Here is a 26,523-nt window from a genome sequence, read left to right on the forward strand (position 1 = left end):
CGACACAGAAAACGGGGGATTGAAAATCAACGAAAATTTCTACGTTGACTTTGGCAACGAACCCGCAGGACCATCTCGCGCTCATGAAATGCGCTATCCTGGTGGCGATTGCACTTCTGATATTTGGGTTTGAAACTGTTGCTTACCTGATTCTTAAATTCTCTAATTGAGTATTGACGGCGTTTTTGTATTCTTGGTCTGTCATAACCTGCGGTGGCAACATTTTTGAGTTAACAGCACTCCGAACAATATCTTCAGCAGTAATTTGCTTGACTTGATAAGCCATAATGAGGTTGCCGTAACTGGGAATGCCTTGGTTTTCAAGGTAACCTTGATAAGCCAAGTGAACCAAATTAAAAGGTTCTATCTGAGTCACAGATGACGAAGTGTTGCCTAACAGGTTGGGATTTGCTGCCCTGTTATCCGCTTTGACGGCAGGCGCAGTAGCAAAAAATACTAACAGCAGGGATAAGCTACCAAGAATTAGATTTTTCATGAGTCCAGGTTGATCTATTAGTCTCATTCTGTCGAGGTGTCAGCAAACCCCCTTCTATCTCTAGCCAGCTATTGCTAGCTACTTGAGTGGCAGAATTTTTGTAAGCACCTAATCTTATGGAGAGAATTTGCTAGAGCTTCTACTCTGCTTAGAGGTGGAAGACAGAAACAACCTAAGTAGGTCAACCTCATTAAGAACGCCCATGAACACTTACAAAATTACACTGGTGAATCGTAACAACTTTATTGTCGAGGTAGCTGAGAATCAATATATCTTAGATGCAGTGGAAGCCAGTGGTTTGCGCTTACCTGTAGGGTGTCGGTATGGAGCTTGTATTACCTGTGCAGCACGTTTGATTGAGGGTGAAGTGTATCAGCCGAAGGCTGTTTCCCTCAAATCCGCACAAGCAGCAATGGGCTACGTGCTTCTGTGCATCGCTTATCCTCGTTCGGATTGTAAGTTTGAGGTGGGTGTTGAGTGTCAAAATGAACTTTACATCAATCCTTTTAAAGGTCGCCGTTAGCAAATTTTAACTTGCAAAACGTAGTCATTATGAATATGATTTGAGGAGGAGATTGATGAAGGAAGCGCTCGACTTATGTTACTTAATAAAGAACGACAAAGAGTTCCTAATGTGACCTTTCGCTTGCGTCAAGACCATAATTGGGTCAGTGTAACTACTGGTGAACTGTTTGCAGGTAAAACCGTAATAGTCTTTTCTCTGCCAGGTGCATTTACTCCTACCTGCTCTTCAACTCACGTTCCCGGATACAACCAATTGGCAAGAGTTTTCAAGGAACATGGGGTAGATGATATTATTTGCATCTCAGTGAACGATGCCTTTGTCATGAATGAATGGGCAAAAGATCAACAAGCACAAAATATAACATTTATACCTGACGGGAATGGTGAATTCACTGCAGGAATGGGAATGCTTGTAGATAAATCAGATCTGGGATTTGGCAAAAGGTCGTGGCGCTATTCCATGTTGGTTAAAGATGGCGTGATTGAAAAGATGTTCATTGAACCAGACGAACCGGGCGATCCCTTTAAAGTATCTGATGCAGAGACAATGCTCAAATACATCAACCCGGCAGCAGCAAAGCCTCAGTTGGTTTCCTTGTTTACAAGAGTGGGTTGTCCTTACTGTGCTCACGCCAAATCAATGCTATCGGAGCGTGGTATTGATTATGAAGAAATCGTTTTGGGTAAAGATGTGTCACCTCGCACATTGCAAGCTGTAACAGGTGCATCAACAGTTCCCCAAGTGTTTATTGATGGCAAACTTGTTGGTGGTTCTGAAGCACTGGCTGAATATTTAAGTGCCAAGTAGGTGGTAGTTTTTTTGGCAGGCATCTTGCCTGCCCTTTGGAAATTTATCTGAAGGCGCGACGCATCATAGTGCTCGTTATGTCTACTAAAAAAGTCAAAATAATCAGAACTATCAAAGTTGCTAGGACACCTTTGTAATCAAAACTGCTTAGTTGCTCTGTCAAAAGACGCCCCAAACCCCCAGCACCAACAAAACCAACGATCGCTGTAGCACGAACGCAAACTTCCCAACGGTAGAGAATATAGGCAAGGAAATGGGGGAAAGTCAGGGGAATCACGCCATAGAGGAAAACTTGAGGAGAGGTAGCACCTAAAGCCTGTAGCGATCCCAATGGTCGGTCATCTAAATTTTCTATCACCTCTGCCATTAAACGCCCCAAGATGCCAAAATTGTGGATAGACAGAGCGATCGCACCAGGTAGAATTCCGGGAAATAACACAAACAGAAGAATTAACGCCCAAATTGGTTCTGGAACAGCACGGGCAAAAAGGAGTAAGAAACGAGTCACAGGAAGTACAAGAGGACGAACAGACAACGAAACAACAGGACGTGCAAAATCTCCCTCACTCCCTCCCTCAGACACTCCCCCCCTCACTCCCTCCCCAATCCTCCTTGCTGCTGGAACCGAAAGTAAAATACCACCCAAACCCGCACCGGTAGCTGCCAAAATTGACATAGCCAAAGTTTGCGCCGAGAGAGTGAGCATTTGATTGAACAGAGTGAGGTCTGGTGGAAATAGATTTTGAAAAACCTCAATCAGAAGTTGAACAGTTCGTGGTGCCCAAAGTTTTGTAAAATCGGCTTTGACATACCAGAACGAGAATATCAACAGAACAATAGCAGCCAGTGATAAAAAAGCAATGACTGAATCTCGTTCTTTAACTAGCTTTCGCCTTTGCTTCAAATTCAGAACATTGAGATTCAAACGACTGGGCACACCCAAGCGCTGACGCAACCAACTACTGAAAAAATCCGTACTGCCACTCAAAAACAGCAATGCAAACAACAAAGTCCACATTTGCTCGTAACGAAGCGATTGGAGACTGAGGTGAATTTGATAACCCAATCCACCAGCACCAATAATACCCAATACAGCCGCAGCACGAATTGAACATTCAAATCGATAAAAACTGTAGGACAGTAGATTTGAGAAAGCTTGAGGAATCAGACTATAGGCAAAAGCATTGACGGGAGAGACACCACTGTGAAGAAGTGCAAGTAAAGGACCTTTCGGAGTTTCATCTAAAATTTCAGAAAATACCTTAGCGGTGATAGCACCGAAAGGAATCGCTATGGCTAGAACTGCAACCAGTGGATCGAGCCCAAAAATATTTACAAACAACAAACCCCAAATCAATTCGTGAATCGCTCTGGGAATTGCCAGAATTGCCCGTGCTATCAACCAAGGCGCTTTATAACCTTTAAAGGAAACTGACTTCCACCACACCTCACACGAGAAAACACCACCCACAAAGCCAATGATGATACTGAAAAATGTACCACATACAGCATAGGCGAGAGTTTTTAGAGTTGCGTCCAAAGTCAGCAGTAGAAATTGTGGGTTTAGATCGGGTGAAATTGCAGCTAAAAGAAAGCGAGCAACAAGGTTCCAACCTCCCTCGTTAATTAAATCCTGCTGGAATACACCAGCCACATATAAAGACCAAACCAATAGAACAACAAACAGTAAGCCCCAGAATGTTTGCCAATTAGTCCTTTGTCCTTTGTCCTTTGTCCTTTGTCCAGCGGAGACGCATGTTTCCGTTCACTCCTCACACCACACTCCGCCCGGACTACTGTTCGGGCGGTTCCTTATGATACTTTTGGATGAATTTTACTGCAATAAGCAAAAGTGCTTGCCAGTTTCCATAGCGGAGGTTTTTGCTATGGTAGAATTTTCAGCAAACTCCAACATAAGATAGGCAAAGGTTTTTAGGCATGTCAACAGCCGAACAAGTTACAGACTCTACCTTTAAGCAGGAAGTCCTAGACAGCGAGCTTCCTGTTTTAGTGGACTTTTGGGCACCTTGGTGTGGACCCTGCCGGATGGTTGCTCCTGTTGTAGATGAGGTTGCAGAGAACTACAAAGGTCAACTTAAGGTAGTAAAAGTTAATACTGATGAAAATCCTAACGTTGCCAGCCAGTACGGCATCCGCAGCATTCCCACACTTATGATTTTTAAGGGTGGGCAAAGAGTTGATATGGTTGTCGGCGCTGTCCCCAAAACAACGTTATCCCAGACTGTCGAGAAATATATTGTAAGGAGCTAGCATCAGTAAATTGCTTGAGAAAACTCTGTTTCCTCAATTGCAAGGTGAAGTTATGTAAACAAGCTAGAGATGGACCACACTGCAGCTCTGAGTCAGAATTGCTAATTCTGTCAACTTAACATATTTTAACAGCGCCTGTACTATCATATTAGGAGGCGCTTTTTTAATTCTGTATATTATACTGCATTTGCTTCTAAATCTATACTTATTATTCCTTTGCTCAATGTTCGATGCCTAAGGTGGAATCGCCTGATATGCAGGTGGCTCTCTAGGTCAAGTTTAATTTAAAGTAAATAATGGGCTAGTTGCTCCAATCGCGACAAGTAGTCTGCGGCTACCCTCACCAGTGCCTTGGTTTGTAGTCAATCAAAGGTATTTTTTGTTATCAAGAGGTAGTCATAAAGGTAAGGAAATTGTTTGTAACTTCCATACCAAATCAATTTAGTTTAAAATATAAAGCCATTTTGGCGAAAATTCTCATGACCTCATCTGTGCCGTTTGACACATTAGAGTCTCTCCAAGCGGATATCGCTGAATTATTTGAACAATTACCGACATCAAAAAATCGGCAGTATATTGTGCAGGCACTATCTACAATAGTGCATCTAGCTAAAAGTGAAATCGAGCGTCTTGATTGGAAAATTTTATCATCTGCCTTAGTTGACATGGAACGGGGTTTCGAGCTTTTCTATGCTTACCGCCACGTTCGGAAAGTGACAATTTTTGGTTCTGCACGCATCTCACCGGAAAACCCAGAATACCGCATGGCGTATGATTTTGCTAGCTATGTTTCACAACTGGGGTTCATGGTTATGACAGGCGGTGGCGGTGGAATTATGCAAGCGGGGAATGAAGGTGCCGGACGAGAAAACTCTTTTGGCTTAAACATTCAACTCCCGTTTGAACAGCAAGCAAATCCAGTGATTGAGGGAGACCCAAAACTCATTCACTTCAAATATTTTTTCACCCGCAAGCTGTTTCTGCTTAAGGAAAGCGATGCCATAGCCCTGTTTCCCGGCGGTTTTGGCACCCAGGATGAAGCTTTTGAATGTATGACTTTAAGCCAGACAGGAAAGTTCGGCCCCATACCTGTCGTTTTAATTGACCATCCGGGGGGCGATTACTGGCGGTCTTGGAGTGAATACGTTAACGAACAACTGGTAAAAAAAGGTTTGGTTAGCCCTGACGATCCCAGTCTTTATACGGTGACAGACAATTTGGATGTTGCTTGTAAAGCGATTACAGGTTTTTACCAGGTTTATCACTCCTGTCGTTATGTCGGCAATCGTTTTGTTATCCGTCTTAAGACGGAATTATCGGATGCTGCGGTAGAACAGCTCAACGACCAATTTCACGACATCTTAGTTACGGGACGGATAGAAAAGAGTCAAGCATTACCCCAAGAAGCACAAGACGAAACCTTTAACCTACCCCGCCTTGTTTTGTATTTCAATCAAAGAGATTTAGGGCGATTGTACCAGCTTATTGGAACGATCAACCGACTGGGCACTCCCTCATTAGAGGAAGAGGAAAAAGCTCATCCGGAAAGGAAGTAAGCAGTACACGCGGGAGGGCGAACAACCGTCTAGAGCATCGGTACAGAAATCATAAATAACCTTGTTTTCTGTAGAGACGAGCCATGGCGCGTCTCTAAACTCACGAAAAATTAAGGATTACAGCCGAGAAAAAATGTGTTTTGTGCTTCCATTTTGACTACTGTATCGGCGCTCTAGGAGGGCGAACAACCATCTAGGAGGGCGAACAACCGTCTAGGAGGGCGAACAACCGTTCGCCCCTACGTTGTGGTGATATCAAATTGAATCATCGAAAGTGAACTACCGACACTTTTGACCCAGTCGGTAGGGCTAACACAAACATACCAATCGGTGTAGGTGTTGGGTTTCCAACTAATCCGATTTGACCCAGTCGGTAGGGTCTGATTGTGTGGAGTGCCATGATGTTTAAGCAATTTCAAACGTTTCCAACTAATCCGATTTGACCCAGTCGGTAGGGGACAATAGGTTGTATCAAAGCCGCTGACGCCTATCAAGTTTCCAACTAATCCGATTTGACCCAGTCGGTAGGGCTTTTCTGAACAAGAAAGAGGGCGTTACCCTTATACAGTTTCCAACTAATCCGATTTGACCCAGTCGGTAGGGTCAGCGGTCAAAACGTTCAAACCGCTGAAGCTAAAGTTTCCAACTAATCCGATTTGACCCAGTCGGTAGGGATTTCGTCTAGGAGCCTTTACCCAGTAAGGGTTCTAGCCACCAAATCGACGCACCTCTCAAATCATTATAAATCGGCAGTGAAAATTGACCAATACCCATAGCTCAAACCCTTGCCCTGTAAGCCATCGACACACCTCAACGAAAAATATAGGGTTTCGGCGATCGCGGGAGGTGCGTCGATGAACTTCTGAGACTGTCCCGTGAATGTGCCCAAAACCTAAATAACATAGTACTTTGGCGGTGGTTTAGGAGATTCACCACGAATAGTTCAAACGTGATTATCAAAAAATTTAACAACAGCCGCATCTAATACCTAAGAATAACCAATATCTCGCCATTCAGCTACTTTTTCTACTGCATTCAGGTAAGATAAATTCTGAATTCCCAGCCTGAGGCTGGGAACGATAAAAGATAAGTTATCCGTAGATCTTCATAGAGATCTTATGGTTTGGTAACTTCGCTTAGTACCCAATTAACCAAAGTACGAACACCGAAACCGGTCGCACCAGGGCCATTGTAACCGTTTTCTTTATCTGCCCAAACCGGACCTGCAACGTCTAAATGTGCCCAAGGAGTTTCTTTGACAAACTGCTTGAGGAACAAAGCAGCGGTAATAGAACCACCTGCACGGGGGCCAGTATTTTTCATATCCGCAAGACCGGACTTGAGCCCCTCAAAGTATTTTTCTTCCATTGGCATCCGCCAAATCTTTTCTCCTGAAGTTTCAGAAGCCTTTTCTAACTGGGCAGCTAAAGCATCATCTGGAGTAAATAAACCAGCAATCTCATCTCCCAAGGCAACAACACAGGCACCTGTGAGGCAATATACTCCGAGCCTGTTTGCAAATCCATCATCCGCGCCATCTCTTCAGGGTCGTTGAGAGCGGTATTATCGGGGCGCATCCGATGAAACTCAAATCCCAATGCTTCAATTTTGGATTGATATTCTTTGTGGGTTGCAAATACTATATCATGACCGCGTTTTCTTAATTCGAGAGCGAGCGCAATTTTGGGATGTAAGTCACCAAAGGAACCGATGGTAGTTAAAACAATTAGACTCATAAGTAGGTCGATAAGAAAAAACGTAACGGGTCGTCCTTAGTCATTTGTCATTGGTCATTTGTCATTAGTAAAAGTTTTAGATGCTATTTTGTAACGTATTTCTGTTTAGTCATGCCGACTGACTTAGAATTTGATTTGCTAGTTTATATGGTTGTTAGCAAACTAATCATTAACTGCTAGTTTGGCAAGCACCCCACTATACAAGGCTATAAATTTCGACTCTTCTATAGGTGCATTGCTGTTATTAACAGTAGCAACCACACAGTAATTTTTGCCGTTCTTTGACTGTAACCAGGTTGTCATATTGAAAACACCAGGCTCAGATCCGCCTTTATACGCCACCCGTTGCCAATTTTCGGCATTAGCAACACCAGGATTAATACTCATCAGTGGCAAATCGGCAACTTGTCCCATGAGTTGGCAGAGTTCTTCTGCTGTAAAAAACCATTCTACATCTAGGGCAACTGGGTTAGTTCCCACAAATTCATTCACATCAGGAAGTGGTTTTGTGGCAATCTCTCTCAGGATTTCGCGGCGTTGAGTTTCGTTGCTTGTTTGATAACGTTTCAACAAGTCCCGATTTCCAGAACCTTTCAACACAAACATTTCGCGGGTAGTTAGGAAGGGACGGTTGCGGGGTGAAACAGACTCAATTTCCTCTCGTCCAAGCAAGTTAATTAAGATATCTGTTGCCGTATTGTCACTCATTGAAATCATCAAAGCCGCAAGTGTTTGCACCGTCAAGTATGACCCATCTGGCCATGTTTGTAACATTCCAGAGGGTAAACTTTTTTCACTGGGTTGCAGTTGTACTATATCTTTCCACGTCCGTTTGCCTGAAGCAATTTCTGATTTAAGTACCTGGAGTACTGCTAGCTTGAAAGCTGAACCAATAGCTAAGGGTGTTGTGGTATTTAATGCAGCTTTTGTTGTTTGGTTTTCCTGAACTAGGAAACTCACTTTACCAGGTAAAGTTTTAAATTGCGCGATCGCTTCTTCTAAACTCAAGACTTTTGCCTGCGGTGGTTGAAATAGCAGCCCTGAAATCTGTCCTTTGGCATTCAAAACTATTTTAGTTGGTATTGAAGCTTGGCTAAAGAGAACCAAGTAATCTTGAGCGTTATTTTGTATGCCTTGATAAGTTCCCAACTGAGTCTTTAACCCAGCAATAACCTGTCGTATTTGTGCGATGGTCACTTGAGCTAAAAAGTCCGATGTAAACCACTCAGGCTGTATCTGTTTGCTAGTAAATAATCTTTCTAAAGCAGCTTTGGAAGAGATTGATTGCTCTCTTGTTTGTGTCTGAGCTAAGGATGGTATTTGAAGTTTAACCTCTGCTAAAGCCGACGGAGGAAATATCAGGTTTACTGTTAGTAAGATAATGAATAAAAAACTGAGAATATATTGATACATGAAAAATTGTTAGCCTCAAAGTCCTGATTTGTCTTAATTTCAGTGCCTTTTAACGCACTCTTTGCTCTATTTAACCACGAGTTGAGTATAAAAACTTAGAGGTCGCATTTTACAAGTGTAGAGACCAAGCATGGCTAGTGGTCTGTCGCATTAATTTTGAGGGGGTGGTCTGAGTTGTATTTGGTTTTTATGGCGCTGTTCGCGATAGCGTGGCGTTAGCCATAGCGCAACTACGAACCTATCAAAACTTTTGGGACAGGCCACTAGTTATGTCAAAGAAGGATGTAGAATGAGCGATCGCCATTCATGGGGAAATTTTACTCATTTAAAAATAAACTAGAATCAATATGTAATAATTTTCCCAAGGCTAAAGCCTGTTGTGAACCTATTTCTAATTCACCATTCATGACTTTATCAACAATATCAGATGAACCAAAAACTTTTATTAAATCATCGTTTGTAATATTTTGCGCTTCCATCAAATGAATCATTCGAGAACGTGGTGTAGAATGATTTAACTGATAATGTTTATCTTCAAAATCTTCAATTAACTTTACCAGTAGCTCTAAAATTGTAATTTCTTCAGGAGTAAGGTTTTGACGAGCCAGCAATTCCTCCACCACCTCTAAAAATTCCTCATTTTCAGCTTCTGTCTTAATAATTCGAGGTTGATACTTAGAAAGTAATTGGCTATATATCTGTGAGTTAATAGTAATAGTCATTTTTCCAGTTATCTTTGTCATATTCTGCATGAGTTAGGACATATTACTGCACAACAAGTTTTTGATGCAGCTTTATAGGTTGATTGACTGCTTAATTAAAGTGGTAAGTAGGTCGGTAAGAAAAAACGAAACTGGTTAGGGTCGTCCTTAGTCATTTGTCATTGGTGAGTCCAGAGAAAGTAGGCGGGTTTCCCAACCTAGGGGACTGGCGTTAGCGAAGCGTCTCCGTAAGGAGATACCCGGAGGGTCATTAGTAAAGGTTTCAGATGCATTTACATTTTGTAACTCCTGTCTGTTTATTCACGCCGACTTACTTAACTTAGATTATTTCACTTTAATCATGATACATATAAATCTTGTAGAGATACGCCATAGGTAAAGACGCGCCATGGCGCGTCTCTACATTAGGGATTTGTATCATCCTTTTTGTAAAAAGGTATTGGTATTAGACCACAACAAGCAGTCAAATGCTTTCTAGCCAATTAACTATCTAAGCATAATTAAGCTATCAACAAAGGTTTACTACCGATTAATGCGAATCAACTCCGTCAAGATACTATCCAAACTACCATTGACTTGAATTTTCTCAATCTTCTCGGCAATTCGTTCGAGGACTTCGAGTTCCTTGAGACGCAACGCGACGGGGTTATCCTCCATCACCTTGGCGGTATTCAACATACTGCGGGTAGCAGCAGTTTCTTCACGACGACGAACTACGTTTGCTTGAGCAGCTTTTTCCGCTTCCACAACTTTGCTCAAAATCGTCTTAATCTCGCCAGGGAGAATAATATCTTTCACCCCAACCGAATCTACTTCAATTCCATAGTCTGCGGTTTTCTGACGAATGTATTCAGAGACACTTCTATCAATTGCGCCTTTATCCTCCAACAATGCATCTAGAGTTCTTTCTCCAACAGCACCGCGCAAACCAAACTGTAGCTCTTTGTATAGGTAGGTGGTAATATCTGATAAACCGTTTTTAGCTCTCAATGGGTCGAGAATGCGGTAGCCTGCAGTTAGGTTCAAGCGTAAAGGCACTTTATCTTTAGAAAGAATATCTTGCCCGGATACTTCCATCGTTGAGTAGCGCAGGTCAAAGACTTCCGTTTGGAAGGAACGCCCAAATATCCACCATGCGTGCATTCCTGGTTGGAGTTGTGTTTGAAACTCCTGATTGATGTACAGTAGCCCAAGGTGTTGTGCTGGCACTTCACGAATATGCAAACAATTGCGGCTCAAAGTTATGGGCTGAGGAGTCATCCGCAAATAGGGTTTAACTTCTTGATACCCTTTGGGAAATTTCTCCTTGAGAACTTCTGGGTCTTTCAGAGAGGGGACTATCACGCAATCATCGCCGTCTTTCCAGTCGGCTGGTGTAGCCACACTGTAGTTATCTGTCAGTTGCAGAGAGTCTATCACCCGCAGAATTTCATCAAAGTTTCGCCCGGTGCTGGGAGGATAGGTTAAGGTCAGACGCAGTTTCTTGTTTGGGTCAATGATGAAGACTGTACGCACCGTTAACGATGCATTGGCATTGGGGTGGATCATGTCGTAAAGATCGGAAACTTTACGATCTGCATCTGCCAAGATTGGGTAATTGAGGGTGGCATTCTGGGTTTCCTCAATGTCTCCAATCCATCCTTTGTGGGATTCTACATCATCAACGCTAAGGGCTATGGTTTTGACATTACGCTTGTCAAATTCTGGCTTCAGTTTGGCAACCTGCCCTAATTCAGTGGTACAAACTGGTGTATAGTCTGCGGGGTGGGAGAACAGCACAACCCAGCTGTCTCCAGCCCACGTGTAAAAGTCTATATCGCCTTCTGAGGAGGCTTGGGTAAAGTTAGGTACTGTATCACCTAAACGGAGAGCCATGTGAGATTCCCTGTTGTTCAAAGAGGCATATGTATTCTATCTTGCATGATGACACAAGACCCCGGTTTTCCGATTGGACTTTAGGGTTTGAAACAAAATTTTAGGTTGTGCAAATATACGCAAGCATATAGCCCTAAAATTTTACATCTTTATCAAGACAGAATTTGATTATACGCCTGAATGGTTTCACGAGCGATCGCATCCCAACTATAATGCTGCAATGCGTACTCTCTTGCCCGCAATCCCCGCCGTTGGCGTTCTGACGGGTTTTGTAAAGTTATGCGAAGTAACATAGTGAGGTCAGATACATCAGTTGTACCAACCCACCCCGATTCACTGTCTCGCACTTCTTGACAAATGTGGACTCCATCAGATATAAGTACGGGTGTTCCTGAAACCATTGCTTCGGCAACAGCAATACCAAAGTTCTCATAGTATGACGGTAAGACAAATAAGTCAGCAGCTTGTAGCAGGGTTGTTTTTAACTCACCCGTCACAAAGCCAGTCATAGTCGTGCGCGATCGCAGTGGAGAACTTTGTACCTGAGATTTTATCTTTTCTACATAATCTAAATCTTGCGGGTTACTTCCAGCAAGGACAAAGTGAAAATCCAATCCCTCCGATAAAAGCGCCTCCAACGCCGGAAGCAGCAATTCCAAACCCTTTTTCGGGTCGATGCGGGACATAAACAGCACCAAAGGGACATCAGTAGGAATATTTAACTGCTGACGCACTACACTCCCCCCATCTCCCCCTGCGATCCCCTCTGAAGTCGGGGGGATCACACCCAAAGGAATCACTAAATCCCGCGTGGTAACTCCAAATCTTTCTGAAACTTTTGCTTCTTGAAGGCTGGTAAAGTGAATACCAGCAGCACCAGCTATGTTGGGACGTTCTAAAACTGCGGCGTAAAGCTGTTTGAGTTGCCTTTTTTTGCGTAAATCCGCTGGATCGAGAGTTCCCAATGGACGTAAAATATACGGCAGCTTGTGACGGCGACAAACAGTTGCTGCGAGACTGCTGACAGGGGAAAATAAAGCGTGAATGTGGGCTAATTGATACTCTCGAGCGTGTTGATTTAACCACTTGAGTAAGTCGAGGGAAAATTTGTAGCGACGAAACGGAGAGCAACGGAAGTAAATGGTTTGATACCCATCCTGTTCTATTGGGCGATTTAGGGGAACATCCAACGGTTCTTGACCCGTATCGCCGTTACTATCAGTTGTTAGAATAGTAACCTCTTCCCCTTGACGTGCTAACGCTGGGGCTAGTCCCAGAACCATTTGGCTGGGACCACCATATATCAGAGAGATTGAGGGGACAATTTGTAAGATACGCATATTTTGTCATTTGTCCAGTGTCATTTGTCCTTTGTCCTTTGTTATTTACTAATGACTAATTCCTTATAAAACTCTAATTGCTGTTTTGCTAAAGCTGTATTAGTGTATTGAGCGATCGCTTTTTGATAACCCATTTCAGCCAACTTGTCAGTTAATTCTGGCTGTTCCATTAACTGGGCTATGGAATGAGCAAGTGCCTTGGCATCGCCCTCAGGGAATATTAATCCAGCTTCCCCAATAACATAAGGAATTTCACCAGAATTGGAACCAATGACAGGAACTTTGCAAGCCATAGCTTCAATGAGTACGTGACCAAATTGTTCTTTCCAACCAACAGAAGTAAGGTTCTTAAGACTGTAGTTTGTTTCCGATGGCAATATTAAAGTACTCATTAAATTGATATATTTAGGAACTGCATCATGAGGAACGCTTTCAATCAAAATGACTCTGTCTTTAAGATTGTTTTCCGCTGCTTTAGCGATAATTTCTGATTGCAACGGTCCTCGCCCCAAAAGGAGTAATTTCCAAGGTCTATCTTTTAAGCTAGTCAAAGCCTCTATAAGAGTTAGCAATCCCTTCTCTTGAACAAAACGTCCAACAAATCCCACAACAAAATCATCTGGTTTAAGACCTAACTGAGTTGCTAGTTCCTGTTGAGGAGCAGGAGAAAATAGGTGTTCGTCTACACCCAATTGAGGCATGACCTTAATCGATCCAGTATAGCCACGTTGTCTTAATATTTCTGCTCCATCCTGATTTCCAGAAATAATACCATGACTGTTATCCAGATTATATTTCTCTAATAAGGAAATTGGGAATTTAAGATTGTAAGGTAAATTCCACCAAGTAAAAAACAGATTTTTGGCTTTTAGTCCTAATAACTTATTTAAAGTAATCATCTCAGCATATGCAAGCCCTCTAGATCCTTGTTCAACCTGGATGATATTGGGACGGAATTTTTGAAGCAAAGATATCAAATCACCACCAAAGGTGAGAAGACCTTGGTGATTTTGACTGAAATTAGAAATGGGAACTATACGAAATTTACCTTCATCTCGGTATTGAGTTTCAATAATTCTGTTTTGAACGCCACCAGGTTTCCACTTTTTAGGAACGACAATTGTGACTTCAACTTCTGGTTCTAGTTGAGATAGGATGCGTAACTTTTCACAATTAATATCTACAATATAAGTATGACTGGCTACAAGAATTTTCATAAATATTGATTAGTTTGTTATTTTTTATGTTCTTTGTCATTAGTTCTTTGTAATTATAAATGACAAAGAACAAACAACAGATGACTAAGTTTGTTCATCCATGCGAGTATAAATTTGCCCATCATTCCATAAGGATTGAATGACAGTGCTTAAAGCTTTTAAGAAACCTAAAATATAGAAAATACCACGGGTAATAATTTTGATTGGTGAACCGCTTTTGTGACAGGGAGGATGTCCGAGGACGTGACAGTCAAATAAGCGGGAAAAAAGGCGTATGGCTTGAGTGAAGGAGAGGTTTTTCAGCCCCATTAAAAAGTGGTTGTGGTAAAAGGTCAGTTGATACTGAAGAGATCGCATACTGATATCATGGCAACCTCCTGTCTCTTCTCCTAAATGCACCAAATGTGCTTCTGGGTCATACCAAATTTTATACCCTGTTTGCCGCAGTCTCAAACCGTTAGAATTGTACTGCTCGTAGTAGTCTCGTAAGGTGTTGAGTACGAGCAAAGGTTTTTGTGACGTAGCCGCGTTGTCAAAATAAATTAAGGGCTTATCGTTGACTTCCTGGTGTAGTATCGGGAAGTCAGAACGAACTTTATCAGCAAGGGTTCTTTCTTGGGTAAAAGTCATAGATTTTGAATTGTTAGTAGTTAGTAGTTAGTCGTTAGTAGTTAGTAGTTTTTAAGTAGAACCACTAACTACTATCTGCTATCCACTAACCTTTTGCATAAGAGTTTGCTGCAGAGAAGGAATGGGTATTTGATTGATGATTTCAGCGGCGAAGGCGTTGATGAGTAAATGGCGAGCATCATTCTCATTAATCCCCCGGCTTTGCAGGTAGAAGATTTCATCATCTTCCAACTGACTCACAGTAGCACCGTGAGCACATTTTACGTTATCTGCCGTAATTTCTAATTGCGGCTTGGTGTCAATTCTGGCTCTGGGTGATAGTAATAAATTCCGGTTTAACTGGGCTGCATCTGTTAGCTGTGCGGGTTTGGGAACAAAAACTTTACCGTTAAACACTCCATGAGCGCGATCGCTTAGAATACACTTGTGCAGCTGCTTGCTCGTACCATAAGGATAATTCAGGGCTAATGCACTGTGAGTATCCGCTACCTGTTCTCCCCCAATCATCGTCAGCCCATTGAGAACAGTTTCCGTTTGTTCCCCGGTTTGCAAAATCTCTAGATTGTGTCGTGAAAGCTTACCACCAAAAGTTATTGCATTACAGGTATACCGACTGTAACGAGCTTGAGAAATAGCGCTCTTCCCAATATGGACAGTCCCCCCACTTTCCGTCTCAATTCTAGTGTGGTTGACCTGGGCATTTTCCCCAACCCAAATCTCCGTTACTGCATTGGTAAAATATTTTACTACTACGTCGGGGCTTGTCTCTATATTTTCTTTTGTAGCTGAAAAGGTTGTATACTCTTCCACCAAAGTCACGCTACTACCAGTTTCCGCCACAACCAAACAACGGGGAAGAGAAATCGCGGGCTTTTCCGAAGTAGCAACAAACACCAAATGAATTGGGACTTCCACCACTACATTCTTCGGCACCCACACCACCGCAGCATCAATCATTCCACTCGTGTTAAGGGCGGTAAACAGTTCGTGCGCCCCCTCAGTTTGAGCTAAATATTGCTGTACGCGCTGGGTGTAGGTGGCTGGCAAATCAGCTAAATTGCTGAGTGTCACTCCCTCTGGCAAATCCGCAACCGATGATAGCTCTGGTGCGTAAACCCCGTTAACAAAAACCAAACGACTGTTAGCTGCTTCTGGTAGGGGTTGTAGAGACACGCCATCTCTAGTCCCTACACCATCAAACTTAACTTTCCGTAAAAAAGACACATCGGTGAAGCGCCATTCTTCATCACGGGTTGTGGGGAGACTGGATTGACGTACCCAAAGAACAGCGCGTTGGCGAAGCCCGTCGAAGACATCGCGCAATTCCTGCAACCACCCTTGTAAAGAGGTTGTATGGGACACCTCTCTATTATTCAACCTTTCCGTGAGATGATTTAATAAATCAATCAGATAAGCATCTCTATCCAACACCGTAGATGCCAAATCAATTGAACTCGAATTAGGAACCGGACTGGGAGAAACAACAATACTCATTACACAGTCACCTCAGCCGCATTTTCTTCCAACAGCCAGTCATAACCGCGAGATTCCAACTCCAGCGCCAGTTCTTTACCACCACTGGTGAGAATCTGTCCTCGTGCCATAACGTGAACGTAGTCTGGCACTATGTAATTGAGTAAGCGTTGGTAGTGAGTAATCATAATCGTGGCATTCTCAGGGCTTGTCAGTTGATTCACCCCATTTGCCACAATTTTGAGTGCGTCAATATCCAAACCCGAATCCGTTTCATCCAGAATTGCCAGTTTCGGTTCTAAAAGTGCCATTTGCAGAATTTCATTGCGCTTCTTTTCCCCGCCAGAGAAACCTTCATTGACACTGCGGCTGAGGAAAGCAGGATTCATTTTCACCACTGCCAACTTTTCCTCTACCACCTCATCAAAATCAAAGGCATCCAATTCCTCTAAACCCTGTGCTTTCCGGCGGGAATTGTAAGCGACTCGCAAGAAATCCAAATTGCTGACACCAGGAATTTCCAAAGGATACTGGAATGCCAAAAAGATTCCAGACCGAGCTCTTTCCTCGGGTTCCATCTCTAGTAAATTTTGTCCTTGGAAAATAATTTCACCGCCAGTCACCTCATAGGCGGGATGTCCGGCTAGAACTTTGGAAAAAGTACTTTTACCAGAACCATTCGGTCCCATAATCGCATGGATTTCCCCGGAGCGAACCTCAAGGTTTACGCCCTTAAGAATTGGGGTACCATCAACTTCTGCTGTCAGATCGCGTACTGACAGCACAACTTCGCTATTCTCAATAATCATAATCTTCTCTCTCTTCTCTCGCTTCCTACTTCGTGTACTTCGTGTCTTCGTGGTTTAAAACTTTTTAACCGCGAAGACGCAAAGGGAACGAAGTTGATTAACCAACACTACCTTCCAATTTCAGACTCAACAGCTTATCGGCTTCTACAGCAAACTCCATTGGAAGTTGATTGAACACATCTTTACAGAACCCACTTACCATCATGGAAATTGCATCTTCTGCTGAAATACCGCGCTGGGTAAAGTAGAAGAGCTGATCTTCCCCAATCTTAGAAGTAGACGCTTCGTGCTCTACTTTCCCCGTGTTGTTCTGCACTTGGATGTAGGGGAAAGTATTTGCATGGGCATTATCCCCAATTAGCATGGAGTCACATTGGGAATAGTTCCGCGATCCTTCTGCCTTGGGGTTGATTTTTACCAATCCACGGTAGCTATTGCTGGAGTTACCAGCAGAAATCCCTTTGGAAATAATTGTGCTGCGGGTGTTTTTTCCAACGTGAATCATCTTGGTGCCGGTATCAGCTTGCTGCATATTGTTTGTCAGCGCTACTGAGTAGAATTCACCGACAGAGTTATCACCTACGAGTACGCAGCTGGGGTACTTCCAGGTAATAGCAGAACCAGTTTCTACCTGAGTCCAGGAAATTTTGGAATTGACTCCTTGGCACAAACCGCGTTTGGTAACGAAATTGTAGATACCGCCTTTGCCGTTTGCGTCTCCTGCGTACCAGTTCTGAACTGTTGAGTATTTAATCTCAGCGTTGTCTAGGGCGACAAGTTCTACAACAGCAGCATGCAGTTGATTGCTGTCGTACATTGGTGCAGTACAACCTTCTAGGTAGGAGACATAGCTGTCTTCTTCGGCAACAATCAGCGTCCGCTCAAACTGTCCTGTTTCACCGTTATTGATGCGGAAGTAGGTAGACAGTTCCATCGGGCATTTTACGCCTTTGGGTATGTAAACAAAGGAGCCATCGCTAAATACGGCAGCATTAAGGGCGGCAAAGTAATTATCTCCTGCCGGAACAACGCTACCCAAGTACTTCTGCACTAATTCTGGGTGTTCTTGTAATGCTTCGGAAATGGAGCAGAAGATGACTCCATCTTTGGCTAGTTTTTCTTTAAATGTTGTTGCTACGGAAACGCTATCGAAAATTGCATCAACGGCGACGTTTGCCAGTCGCTTCGTACAAACAAATTTATGCACTTGTACATTACGTGTTTGTCCAATACGAAAAACTCTATCTGTTGCCTGATTTTCCACTGCTGGGTTCCACCATCTGTCAAAGTGGAAAACATGATTTGCCCTTGTCAGATTCAATCCTACTCCTCCAGCTTTTAGAGAAAGAATCATGATTGGTGGTCCCTGAGGGTCGTGTTGGAAACGGTCTATCATTTCCTCCCTTTGTTTTTTGCTAGTACTGCCATACAAAAACAGAATTTCCCGCTTTAACTGTTTTTCTAAATGTGGTTGCAGCAGTTTACCCCATTCAGCAAACTGAGTAAAAATCAGAGCACGATCTCCTCCTGCAATTGCTTCCTCCAACATCTCCTCTAAACGCTGGAGTTTACCAGAAGTGTATTTTTCTAATGAATCCTGCTTCAAATAATGGGCTGGGTGATTGCAGATTTGTTTGAGTTTGCTCAACAAAGCTAAAACCATGCCCCGTCGTTGCAAACCTTCAGCGGATTCAATTGCAGACAGAGACTCTTCCACAACACTTTGATACAGTTTTGCTTGTTCGGCACTCAACCCACAAAAAACAGTCATTTCCTGTTTTTCTGGCAAATCTTGAATAATTTCGCGGTCTGTTTTCAGACGACGCAAAATAAAGGGTTGAACTAACGAACGCAATTGTTTTAATGAAGCCGTATCGCCATATTTTTCAATTGGAATGGCAAAACGTCGCTGGAAAAATTGCTTATTTCCTAAATATTTGGGGTTGAGAAAATCTAAAATTGACCAAAGTTCTTGCAACCTATTTTCCACTGGTGTTCCTGTTAGAGCAATACGAAACGTTGCTTCTAACTGCCTTACTGCTTGGGACTGCTTAGCTTCTGAGTTTTTGATATTTTGCGCTTCATCCAAAACAATCATTTGCCAAGAAATACCTTGCAACGACTTAATATCCCGATGTACGAGTGAGTAACTCGTGATGATTAAATTGTACTTTTGCGCCGTTTCTGCAAACGCCTTACCTTTGGGTCGCTTATCACCGTGATATTGTAGAACTCGCAAGTTTGGAGCGAATTTTTTGACCTCTCGTTCCCAGTTCCCCAATACTGAAGTTGGGCAAACAAGCAAGGTTGGTTTCTCCAATGCTTCTTGTTCTTTAAGGTGGAGGACAAAGGCAATGAGTTCAATGGTTTTACCCAGACCCATATCGTCTGCAAGACAAGCACCCAAACCCCAACGTTCCAAAAAAGCAAGCCATGCTACCCCACGTTCTTGATAGGGTCGCAATTTTCCTTGGAAACTTGCAGGTGCAGGCATTGGTTCGACGGCTTTATTATTTGTTAGAGTCGTGACAAGTTCCTGCAATGCCCCAGACGCTTCAAAGCTGACCACTGGTAACTTTTCAATAACCTGGGTGTCTCCCATACTGATACGCAAAGCATCTTCCAGTGACAGTGCCATTTGTTCTTTACGAGAAGCAAAAAAGGTTTGCGCTGTCTTAATATCTTGCGATCGCAATTCTACCCACTCGCCGTTAATTTCCACCAGTGGGCTATTTAAAGCCACCAATTTATCAAACTCTGCTTTAGAAAGAGTTTGACCGCCAATTGCCAATTCCCACTTGAAATTTAACAGACTCTGCAAACCCAAGCGTTCCTTTGTTTTCTTTGGTGTTTGAGCTGAAATTTTTAAACCCAAACGATTGGCAATATCTCCTCGGTTTGCCAAACTAGGAGGCAAAACCACTCCCAAACCGCTATCCTCAAACCGCCAAACGACTGCCTTAATAAACTCATAGGCTTGCACGGGATTCAGGAGACAGAATTCAGGATTTGGGGTTTCCAAACTAAGTCCAATGGGTGGATACAAGCGCGAAGCCAATCCCAAACCCCGCAAAAAAGTTTCCTGTGGTTGTTCAATCGTGCGGTTCCGATAAACAAATTTCTCTACAGGTTGATTCCAAATGGTAGCAGCATCCAGCAAAAACTCTGGATCGTCGGCAGCTTGGAGAAAATATGCCAAAGTCCATTCTTGCTGGTTAGTTTTGGGAGGACTTAGCACAAAACAGGTGCGAAACTGATTTGCCCCTAATTGGTATTGTAGGGGTAACGTCCAAGCCTTGAGTGCTGCCTCGAGTCGTTCCACCTCAATTGAATCAGCACTCACAAGACTAGATGCAGCTGTCAAAGAATGCAGCCACTGTCGTATTGCCTCTGGAACAGATGCCATAATCCTGGGTTCTACTGGAAGTTGAGAACCTACCATTGCTCGTATTTGGGCATCTACCGTGTTGTTTAGAAAACTTAACAACAGTTCTTGGGGTTCTGGTGGTAAGTCAACGCGAATGGGGAAGTAGGGATTGGAAACTGCGGCGACAGGAGATGTTTCGGTGTTATCTTGCTGGCTATCTCCTTGTCCCTGATACATTTGGCAAGCTAGTGGCATTAACTGAGAAAACTTTTCCAAACGGGTTCCGTCTTGGGCGCTGTCTAGGAGAGCTTGCCATTGAGCTACTGTAGAATTATCGGCTTGCTGTTGAAGTGTAGGCAAGAACTTACAGCGTGCATTCACATCCAAACTCCAACGAGCAATTTGCACCCAAAAACGTAAATCTGCTCCTAAAAAGCTTCCTTCGCCGTTGCTAGTGTTAAGGGGTAAAGAGGTGAGAAATTTTATTGCCGCTTCAGGACTGAGACAAAAACCCTCTACTTTCCAAGGTTGTAAATATTGTGGGATGTCTTTCTCAGTAACTAATGTAGCAGAATGCACTGGAACAATGGCTACTGTTTTGTCCTGAGGGTTATCTTGGATATAAGTTGGTAAGGCAATAATTTGGGTATGAGTTGGCAAGCTGATATTAGCATTACCTGTCCCTTTGCGTTTTCGCCCGTTCTGGGTTTGTGTTTGCCCATTTTGTGGGGGCGTTGTCACCAATACCTCCACAATTGTCATTTGCACCGATTGCAACCACTCTGTCAATTCCACAGGTGTCATTGCCAATGGATGTGGTGGTACTTCTTCCTTTGATGAACTCTTATCAAAATCGGCTCCAAAAGTTCGCCAAGTTTCTCCCCAAACGAACAAACAGCCACCCTGTTTTTTTAGTAACCAACTACCGTGTAAAATTGCCATTTGACAAATACTCAGATTATTACCAAACTAAGCCTTAAACTTGCTTATCTTTTTGTAGAAATTCATTATCTATAAAAGTTTCAATAAATACTATTGATAATTATTTTAGTGTATTAAACATTTATATAAAACTTTTCATAAATGTTAGCAAACTTCTAAACGCTCCACACACTGTAGATAAAATACATAGAGAGCGAGGTCAACTCTTGCCTCACTTGACTTTGGAACTGTGCGGCTTTGCGTTTCTACAGCCAGTGGTTGGTGTAGCCATATTTCCAGCCCAAAATCTATTGTACATCGAAGCAACAGCAAGGTTTCTAAGAGGAAGGGTGGTCTGAACCTTGAAATGCTTGTCTGGCATAGGCTACAGACTATTTAGGAGTGTCTTCCGTGGAAGTTGTTTATCTTTATGTGCAACTGACGCCAGCTACAGTGCATAAATGTTAGGATTGCCACAGAGAGAGATAGCGAGCATAGAAGGAAAAAAAACTGAATGGGAGAATTTGAAAAGTCAATATCCTTTGGCTGTGGCACTGTTGATTGGTTGACCGGAACGAGCAACGGCTTTCAGGGTAGCAGCAGTTTGCCGTTGAATGGTGGGGATGGTGCGGAGTAGTTCTTGTCCGGTTCGCCCTTGTTGACGCATCAGGCGCGTCAGCCGTCCGGTCGCCTGTGCCATCGCTGGCATGACTGGTCGTAATGCTCGCCGTCCGCCTGTAATAGTAATCGTAATGGGTAAAGTAGCAGCGATCGCGGCTTCGGCTTCAGCTTCAGTGGTTGCTTCTGCCGCTTGGGCTGCTAAAAATTCAGTCAGTGCTGCTTCATGGGCAATTTCTGTATTTGCCACCTCTGCTTCTGCCTCATTAGTGCCAAAGAATTCAGCTTCCATCTGCACTGCTTCCATTTCCCCTTCTTTAATTAAGGCTCCCGTGAGCTTAGCTGCTAGGGGTCCGGCGACTGCTCCCACACCCGGAATCATCCCGACTAAAGAACCCGCTAGTTTAGGAGCTATTTTCTTGGCAAGGGGAGCCGCAACTTTCCACGCTTTCTTGGCAAATTTCTTTAAACCACCCCAAAAATATTCTCCCTCATCCTCAAATTCTGGATTGGAATAGGGATGGCTGTAGTGAGTTGCTTCTTGGGTTTCCCACTCTTGTTCAAACTCTGGGTTGTTATAAGGATTACTGTAATAACTGGCTTCCCACTGTTGTTCTGGATTGGAATAGGGATTGCTGTAGTTAGTAGCTTCCGGCATTTCCCACTCATCCTCAAATTCCGGATTGGAATAGGGATTGCTATAGTGCGTGGCTTCCGGCATTTCCCACTCATCCTCAAATTCCGGATTGGAATAGGGATTGCTGTAATGGTTTGATTCGTGAGTTGCTGGTGCTTCAAAAAGTGCCATAGTTCTAGTTCTCCTGATTGAATTTAAAACTGATGCGATGACTTGGAGGAGTCGGGAGCAGCAACGGTTGAAAAACGAATTAGGGCATTGCGGGTGATGGCGTGAGTAACTACTTGGGTATTACTTAAAACCCGTTTGGTTTGAGTTGCCATAACGCAGTGAATCAAGGCTGATGTCATTGCACAGCCCCAGCGTTGAGCCGCTAGGAGAGTAGCAATTGTCCGTCGGAGAATAGTAGGTAAGAGCCGGAGCAAGCGACGACTCCCACGGCTGTGACGGTGCAGAAATCGGACGACTCGGGCAGTGGATACCAGCAGCATGGGTAGGACAGGACGAAGCAAATGCCGTCCATCCATCCCCTTAAAAGCAAGAGGAACCATTGTTCCAATTAAGGCTGCTGCTTCACTTTCGCTTTCCGTATGACTGGCTTCTGCTGCTAACACTTCCATTAAGGCAGCTTCACAAGCGACTCCTGTATTCGCTATTTCTATGTCTGCCTCATAAAGACCAAAATATTCTGCTTCCTTTTTCCTGCTATTGCTATCGCCTTTCTGGAGCAAGGGGTACAAAAGTTGAATAGTTAGGGAGTTGAAACTTCTCCTTGACTCCGGTACGGCATCTAGTACAATCCTGGCAGTTATGGGAGCTAAATATTTAGCAAGTGGTGCAACTCGGCTTGCTGTTTGGCGAGCACCCCACAAAGTCCGTTGAAAGTCAAGTTCCCTGGAGTTATTAACTGTTTGAGGGAATATTGACAAATCCTCTTCCAACTTTGGCTTGGATGTCGTTTCAAACTCCAGTACTGCCTTACCTCTACCATTTGTCATTGACATACATATTTATCTCCCAGCACTTTGGTCTTCAATGACCTGCTACTCAAGTAGAAACACGGGTATAGCTGGTTGTATGGTTAACCAATATTCTTTTTACATTGCAACTTAACGTTCAGACTATCAATAGATACTCAAGCTCTTCCAGTCACATATTATTGCTATACCTTTGGAGATAGCAATAATGTGTGCTGCACAAAAGTGTGACTGGAATTTTACATATAGAAATGAGAAATTAAGCAAGTAGATTGACACAAATACATTTAAATGACGAAAACCATTCTTATTAAGATTTTCATGCGTCATTGGTAAGGATTTCAAATATATTTGCATAACGTATGAATTCATTACCTACCATTTCCGTTAAACTGACGACTCAGCGCTATACCTGTGTTATCGATCCAACTTTGGCTTTATCTCTATACGGTCTTATTTTGGTCAAGCAGTTGGGAGCGTTGGTAGATTTATGGGTAGGACGGGAATTTTGGAATATTCTTGACAATACCCATTTTTATATGCAACATCCAGAGTTGTTGCTACTATCGAGCAATAAGATTTCCATCACACGAGAGCAACAGTTATCCTGCCAACAGGACATCCTGCAAGCATTAAAAGCATGGGAACAGGTGTACAACGAAACAGGTTTGACAAATTTCAAATTGTTTCGGCTTGGGGAGCGCCCTTCAGAGTCTCTTTTACCACAGGGTATAGAACCAGAAATTATTGGACATTATGAATTTTTAGCTTATTTTTTAGCAGACTACATTCATCAACATGGCGATCGCGAAACAAATATTGTCATTGGTGATACTCTCAGTTCTGCTTTTCAGGATACAGCTGCCCTAGCTGCAAGCTTAGATTCCTGTTTCATCTTGACCTTTCAGTCACCACAAGACATTGCAAACAATCTCTCCCCACAAATTTGTATGGCAATGGAAAATTGGGGGATACCCTGCCAAGCTGTCTCCTTAGAAGATGAAATAGCTGCTATTGAACGTCATGACTTACTTAAATTAATAGTTCAAGCAGGTCTTGCCAAGTTTTTATGGTCTGGATTGCAAATAGTCGTGCTTCATCTGTTAGTACCCACTACTTTACAACTTAAATTTTTACCAATAGAAAGCCACAAGCATTTATTTACAGACGCTCAAAATCGTCTAATCCAATCCAATGTTAATCCTTGGAATGTTGCTCAATGTTTTTGGTATCACCTTATGTAACACAATGTAGAGACGCGCTATTTGAAGCGTCTCAAAACACGCAATATTAAACACATAAACCTCATACCAATTTTTTGTAAGGGACTTCCAAATAAAAAAATACTCAAAAATTACTTGTAGTACGGTTGTCTCAAACGTTGTAGGTGGCGGGCGAGGACGCCCACCCCACAATTTTGGTTAATTTATTTCTTGGAAATCCCTAAGATTGCGCCAAATTTCCTCAATTCTTGACTTTGCGTCCTTTGCGCCCTATGCGCTGGCACGCACGCTAAGCGCAAAGCGCACGCTCCGCGAACGCTATCGCGTTATATAACTTAGCGCATCTTCATACAGAATTGGTATTAACTAAACCGTATCGAGCTACAAACCCATCACTGCACGATAGCGAGCTTCCATTTGGGCAACAGTTTGAGATTTACGATTTGCATGCCATTGACTGTGGTTAAACAATTCTTGTCGTAAATCATCCACATTGATGTTGGTGATTTTTCCATCAGCGACCACTTGCTTGCCACTAACCCATACACTATCTACAACATTAGTGGGACGACCGAGAACTAATAAGCCAATGGGGTCTGTACGCGGAAGTAATGATAGGTTGGTAAGGTCATACATAACAAGGTCGGCTTTTTTACCAACGGAAACCGATCCCAATTCCTCTACGACGTTCAATCCTTTAGCACCACCCAAGGATGCCATTTCTACTGCCTGACGGGGTGTAATCCCATTTGTCATTTGTCGTTCTACATTCTTATCCCTAACTTCTAAATAATCTTGTATACTGAGTTTCATGAGCCATACTTGCTAAAGACAAGCCCCAACTACAACAATTTAGGTTATCATCTTCCAAGCTCTCAATTTCCACGGCTGCAATACTAAGTAATTCTTGTAATTCCAGCAATAATTGCTGTCCTGTGGTTTGCCCTAAAGGAATGAGTTTTACACTAGCAGTTATCAAATTGCTTGCCCAAGTGTGTAGATATCCCAATAGTGCTGCTCGTACATTGATATTCCAAGATGCACCGGCAATTCCAAAAGCAACGGCATAATTGCAGGGACTACCAATAGCATCTGTAATAGGCACAATCTGCGGTTGCAATTCTGCCAGCAGTCGGATGAGCGATCGCCCCATTTGCCAGCTTGAGGCGCGTAACTCCTCTGTCTCCCGTGCAGCAGATAACCACATATTCCAATATGATAAGCCCTTGACATCATCCATTTTCATGGAGGTATAAGCTCTTACCATAACTGCCCCCTCTAACCGAATGGCTCCGTAACGCAATTCTGCTTCCAACCATTGCTTTAAGGTCATGCGATCGCGAATCGTGCCATCATTTTCTACCAATGTTTCCAAGCCTTCAGAATAACAGTAAGCGCCTACAGGCAAAGCTGGGCTAGCCAGTTGCAAGAGACACAAAAGAAGAGTATCAGTGAGGGTGATGGTGTCCATAAGCACCTGGTTCTGGTTGAAATGGTGTGACTTCTTCTTGTACTTTTAGCCCCAGTTGTTCCAGCATGACACGTAAAACTGGGTCAGGAGATAACCGCAAGTAAGTCGTTGTCATCTCCACCGGTACATGACGATTGCCCAAATGATATGCTGCCCGTAATAAATTCAGGGATGTTTGGGCAGTGACAGTAAAAACGGCTTCTGGTTTTGCAGTAATCTTTACCAAAATCCCGCTCGTTTCATCTTCCAGAATATCCCCATCTCGTAACACCGTTCCTCTAGGTAAACGCAATAACACTGCTTGACCGTCCTCCGTCTCAAAACGATGGCGGCTGCGAGTCCGTTCTTCTGCAGTTAGAGCGAGGGTTACGGTCACTGCTGTATCTGGATTTGGCTGTTTGTGCCGGGTCAAGGTCAACATAGGGCGTAGTTCTTTCG

The 26,523-nt window shown here is 43.2% G+C and carries 21 protein-coding genes, 4 pseudogenes and 1 CRISPR repeat array; of the genes and pseudogenes, 6 read left to right on the top strand and 19 right to left on the bottom strand.

The window, feature by feature from the left end; translation table 11 throughout:
* Nucleotides 1-133: selenium-binding protein SBP56-related protein (locus ACYRY3_RS03835; RefSeq protein ID WP_460200458.1), on the top strand; the 133-nt coding region annotated here is incomplete at its 5' end.
* Between the two features lie 9 nt (nucleotides 134-142).
* Here the strand turns inward: ACYRY3_RS03835 and ACYRY3_RS03840 are convergent.
* The gene (locus ACYRY3_RS03840) at nucleotides 143-496 is read right to left on the bottom strand and encodes a hypothetical protein (protein ID WP_460200431.1); all 354 of its coding nucleotides are present in this window, start codon (nucleotides 494-496) and stop codon (nucleotides 143-145) included.
* Between the two features lie 202 nt (nucleotides 497-698).
* On the opposite strand from ACYRY3_RS03840, the gene ACYRY3_RS03845 reads away from it, so the two are divergent.
* Nucleotides 699-1,019, top strand: coding sequence for a 2Fe-2S iron-sulfur cluster-binding protein (locus ACYRY3_RS03845; protein WP_460200432.1), 321 nt, complete (start codon nucleotides 699-701; stop codon nucleotides 1,017-1,019).
* A gap of 75 nt (nucleotides 1,020-1,094) precedes the next feature.
* Nucleotides 1,095-1,829: a glutathione peroxidase gene (locus ACYRY3_RS03850; RefSeq protein WP_460200433.1), complete on the top strand. Its 735-nt coding sequence runs from the start codon at nucleotides 1,095-1,097 to the stop codon at nucleotides 1,827-1,829.
* 43 nt (nucleotides 1,830-1,872) lie between these two features.
* Here ACYRY3_RS03850 and ACYRY3_RS03855 read toward each other — a convergent pair whose 3' ends face one another.
* The gene (locus tag ACYRY3_RS03855) at nucleotides 1,873-3,483 is read right to left on the bottom strand and encodes a PhnE/PtxC family ABC transporter permease (protein ID WP_460200434.1); all 1,611 of its coding nucleotides are present in this window, start codon (nucleotides 3,481-3,483) and stop codon (nucleotides 1,873-1,875) included.
* Nucleotides 3,484-3,767: 284 nt separating this feature from the next.
* Between ACYRY3_RS03855 and trxA the strand changes: the two genes are divergently transcribed.
* The gene (gene trxA, locus ACYRY3_RS03860) at nucleotides 3,768-4,100 is read left to right on the top strand and encodes a thioredoxin (protein ID WP_460200435.1); all 333 of its coding nucleotides are present in this window, start codon (nucleotides 3,768-3,770) and stop codon (nucleotides 4,098-4,100) included.
* A gap of 479 nt (nucleotides 4,101-4,579) precedes the next feature.
* Nucleotides 4,580-5,656 (top strand): LOG family protein, encoded by a 1,077-nt coding sequence (locus ACYRY3_RS03865; protein WP_460200436.1) that lies wholly within the window; start codon nucleotides 4,580-4,582, stop codon nucleotides 5,654-5,656.
* 343 nt (nucleotides 5,657-5,999) lie between these two features.
* Nucleotides 6,000-6,330: direct repeats of the CRISPR family, unit length 36 nt; unit sequence GTTTCCAACTAATCCGATTTGACCCAGTCGGTAGGG.
* 442 nt (nucleotides 6,331-6,772) lie between these two features.
* Here ACYRY3_RS03865 and ACYRY3_RS03870 read toward each other — a convergent pair.
* The 14 genes and pseudogenes from ACYRY3_RS03870 to ACYRY3_RS03935 form a co-directional block, all read right to left on the bottom strand.
* Nucleotides 6,773-7,150 (bottom strand): annotated as a pseudogene (locus ACYRY3_RS03870) (leucyl aminopeptidase); the annotation flags it as partial.
* Nucleotides 7,081-7,392: a glycosyltransferase gene (locus tag ACYRY3_RS03875; RefSeq protein ID WP_460200437.1), complete on the bottom strand. Its 312-nt coding sequence runs from the start codon at nucleotides 7,390-7,392 to the stop codon at nucleotides 7,081-7,083. The gene ACYRY3_RS03875 and the pseudogene ACYRY3_RS03870, both read right to left, overlap by 70 nt.
* Nucleotides 7,393-7,554: 162 nt before the next feature.
* On the bottom strand, nucleotides 7,555-8,805 hold the full coding sequence (locus tag ACYRY3_RS03880) for a serine hydrolase (protein WP_460200438.1): 1,251 nt from the start codon (nucleotides 8,803-8,805) through the stop codon (nucleotides 7,555-7,557).
* A 317-nt stretch (nucleotides 8,806-9,122) separates the two neighbouring features.
* Nucleotides 9,123-9,527 carry a helix-turn-helix domain-containing protein gene (locus ACYRY3_RS03885; protein WP_460200439.1) on the bottom strand — a complete coding sequence of 135 codons (405 nt, stop codon included), beginning with the start codon at nucleotides 9,525-9,527 and terminating at the stop codon, nucleotides 9,123-9,125.
* A gap of 522 nt (nucleotides 9,528-10,049) precedes the next feature.
* Nucleotides 10,050-11,402, bottom strand: a complete 1,353-nt coding sequence (locus ACYRY3_RS03890; RefSeq protein WP_460200440.1) for a redoxin domain-containing protein — start codon at nucleotides 11,400-11,402, stop codon at nucleotides 10,050-10,052.
* Nucleotides 11,403-11,554: 152 nt separating this feature from the next.
* On the bottom strand, nucleotides 11,555-12,742 hold the full coding sequence (gene hpsP, locus ACYRY3_RS03895) for a hormogonium polysaccharide biosynthesis glycosyltransferase HpsP (RefSeq protein ID WP_460200441.1): 1,188 nt from the start codon (nucleotides 12,740-12,742) through the stop codon (nucleotides 11,555-11,557).
* A gap of 41 nt (nucleotides 12,743-12,783) precedes the next feature.
* On the bottom strand, nucleotides 12,784-13,959 hold the full coding sequence (gene hpsO, locus ACYRY3_RS03900; protein ID WP_460200442.1) for a hormogonium polysaccharide biosynthesis glycosyltransferase HpsO: 1,176 nt from the start codon (nucleotides 13,957-13,959) through the stop codon (nucleotides 12,784-12,786).
* Nucleotides 13,960-14,043: 84 nt separating this feature from the next.
* Nucleotides 14,044-14,412 (bottom strand): annotated as a pseudogene (locus ACYRY3_RS03905) (hormogonium polysaccharide biosynthesis glycosyltransferase HpsN); the annotation flags it as partial.
* Nucleotides 14,413-14,415: 3 nt separating this feature from the next.
* Nucleotides 14,416-14,589, bottom strand: a pseudogene (locus ACYRY3_RS03910) (aminotransferase class V-fold PLP-dependent enzyme); the annotation flags it as partial.
* Nucleotides 14,590-14,667: 78 nt separating this feature from the next.
* Entirely contained in the window at nucleotides 14,668-16,083 is a 1,416-nt protein-coding gene (sufD, locus tag ACYRY3_RS03915) for a Fe-S cluster assembly protein SufD (protein WP_460200443.1), read from the bottom strand.
* A complete protein-coding gene (sufC, locus tag ACYRY3_RS03920; protein ID WP_460200444.1) occupies nucleotides 16,083-16,871 on the bottom strand; it encodes a Fe-S cluster assembly ATPase SufC in 789 nt (262 codons plus the stop codon). The genes sufD and sufC overlap by 1 nt, the downstream gene beginning before the upstream one ends.
* 97 nt (nucleotides 16,872-16,968) lie before the next feature.
* The gene (gene sufB / locus ACYRY3_RS03925; protein WP_460200445.1) at nucleotides 16,969-21,180 is read right to left on the bottom strand and encodes a Fe-S cluster assembly protein SufB; all 4,212 of its coding nucleotides are present in this window, start codon (nucleotides 21,178-21,180) and stop codon (nucleotides 16,969-16,971) included.
* Nucleotides 21,181-21,691: 511 nt separating this feature from the next.
* Entirely contained in the window at nucleotides 21,692-22,585 is an 894-nt protein-coding gene (locus ACYRY3_RS03930; protein WP_460200446.1) for a hypothetical protein, read from the bottom strand.
* 23 nt (nucleotides 22,586-22,608) lie between these two features.
* Nucleotides 22,609-23,418, bottom strand: a complete 810-nt coding sequence (locus tag ACYRY3_RS03935) for a hypothetical protein (protein WP_460200447.1) — start codon at nucleotides 23,416-23,418, stop codon at nucleotides 22,609-22,611.
* 335 nt (nucleotides 23,419-23,753) lie between these two features.
* On the opposite strand from ACYRY3_RS03935, the gene ACYRY3_RS03940 reads away from it, so the two are divergent.
* Nucleotides 23,754-24,635, top strand: a complete 882-nt coding sequence (locus ACYRY3_RS03940) for a hypothetical protein (protein WP_460200448.1) — start codon at nucleotides 23,754-23,756, stop codon at nucleotides 24,633-24,635.
* Between the two features lie 360 nt (nucleotides 24,636-24,995).
* Here ACYRY3_RS03940 and ACYRY3_RS03945 read toward each other — a convergent pair.
* From ACYRY3_RS03945 to ureE, 3 genes and pseudogenes are all read right to left on the bottom strand, one after another.
* Nucleotides 24,996-25,412 (bottom strand): annotated as a pseudogene (locus ACYRY3_RS03945) (amidohydrolase family protein); the annotation flags it as partial.
* Nucleotides 25,393-26,085, bottom strand: a complete 693-nt coding sequence (locus ACYRY3_RS03950) for an urease accessory protein UreF (protein WP_460200449.1) — start codon at nucleotides 26,083-26,085, stop codon at nucleotides 25,393-25,395. The gene ACYRY3_RS03950 and the pseudogene ACYRY3_RS03945, both read right to left, overlap by 20 nt.
* Nucleotides 26,063-26,506 (bottom strand): urease accessory protein UreE, encoded by a 444-nt coding sequence (gene ureE / locus ACYRY3_RS03955; RefSeq protein WP_460200450.1) that lies wholly within the window; start codon nucleotides 26,504-26,506, stop codon nucleotides 26,063-26,065. Before ureE ends, ACYRY3_RS03950 begins: the two co-directional genes overlap by 23 nt.
* Between the last annotated feature and the right edge of the window lie 17 nt (nucleotides 26,507-26,523).

It is taken from the genome of Scytonema sp. NUACC21, from assembly GCF_054684315.1.

Coding starts and splice junctions, on each gene's coding strand:
- hpsP (WP_460200441.1), bottom strand. CDS start 12,742: ATGCGTATCTTACAAATTGTCCCCTCAATCTCTCTGATATATGGTGGT.
- ACYRY3_RS03865 (WP_460200436.1), top strand. CDS start 4,580: ATGACCTCATCTGTGCCGTTTGACACATTAGAGTCTCTCCAAGCGGAT.
- trxA (WP_460200435.1), top strand. CDS start 3,768: ATGTCAACAGCCGAACAAGTTACAGACTCTACCTTTAAGCAGGAAGTC.
- ACYRY3_RS03885 (WP_460200439.1), bottom strand. CDS start 9,527: ATGACTATTACTATTAACTCACAGATATATAGCCAATTACTTTCTAAG.
- ACYRY3_RS03840 (WP_460200431.1), bottom strand. CDS start 496: ATGAAAAATCTAATTCTTGGTAGCTTATCCCTGCTGTTAGTATTTTTT.
- ACYRY3_RS03950 (WP_460200449.1), bottom strand. CDS start 26,085: ATGGACACCATCACCCTCACTGATACTCTTCTTTTGTGTCTCTTGCAA.
- ACYRY3_RS03850 (WP_460200433.1), top strand. CDS start 1,095: ATGTTACTTAATAAAGAACGACAAAGAGTTCCTAATGTGACCTTTCGC.
- sufD (WP_460200443.1), bottom strand. CDS start 16,083: ATGAGTATTGTTGTTTCTCCCAGTCCGGTTCCTAATTCGAGTTCAATT.
- ACYRY3_RS03930 (WP_460200446.1), bottom strand. CDS start 22,585: ATGGCACTTTTTGAAGCACCAGCAACTCACGAATCAAACCATTACAGC.
- ACYRY3_RS03890 (WP_460200440.1), bottom strand. CDS start 11,402: ATGGCTCTCCGTTTAGGTGATACAGTACCTAACTTTACCCAAGCCTCC.
- sufC (WP_460200444.1), bottom strand. CDS start 16,871: ATGATTATTGAGAATAGCGAAGTTGTGCTGTCAGTACGCGATCTGACA.
- ACYRY3_RS03935 (WP_460200447.1), bottom strand. CDS start 23,418: ATGTCAATGACAAATGGTAGAGGTAAGGCAGTACTGGAGTTTGAAACG.
- ACYRY3_RS03875 (WP_460200437.1), bottom strand. CDS start 7,392: ATGAGTCTAATTGTTTTAACTACCATCGGTTCCTTTGGTGACTTACAT.
- hpsO (WP_460200442.1), bottom strand. CDS start 13,959: ATGAAAATTCTTGTAGCCAGTCATACTTATATTGTAGATATTAATTGT.
- ACYRY3_RS03940 (WP_460200448.1), top strand. CDS start 23,754: ATGAATTCATTACCTACCATTTCCGTTAAACTGACGACTCAGCGCTAT.
- ACYRY3_RS03880 (WP_460200438.1), bottom strand. CDS start 8,805: ATGTATCAATATATTCTCAGTTTTTTATTCATTATCTTACTAACAGTA.
- ureE (WP_460200450.1), bottom strand. CDS start 26,506: ATGTTGACCTTGACCCGGCACAAACAGCCAAATCCAGATACAGCAGTG.
- sufB (WP_460200445.1), bottom strand. CDS start 21,180: ATGGCAATTTTACACGGTAGTTGGTTACTAAAAAAACAGGGTGGCTGT.
- ACYRY3_RS03845 (WP_460200432.1), top strand. CDS start 699: ATGAACACTTACAAAATTACACTGGTGAATCGTAACAACTTTATTGTC.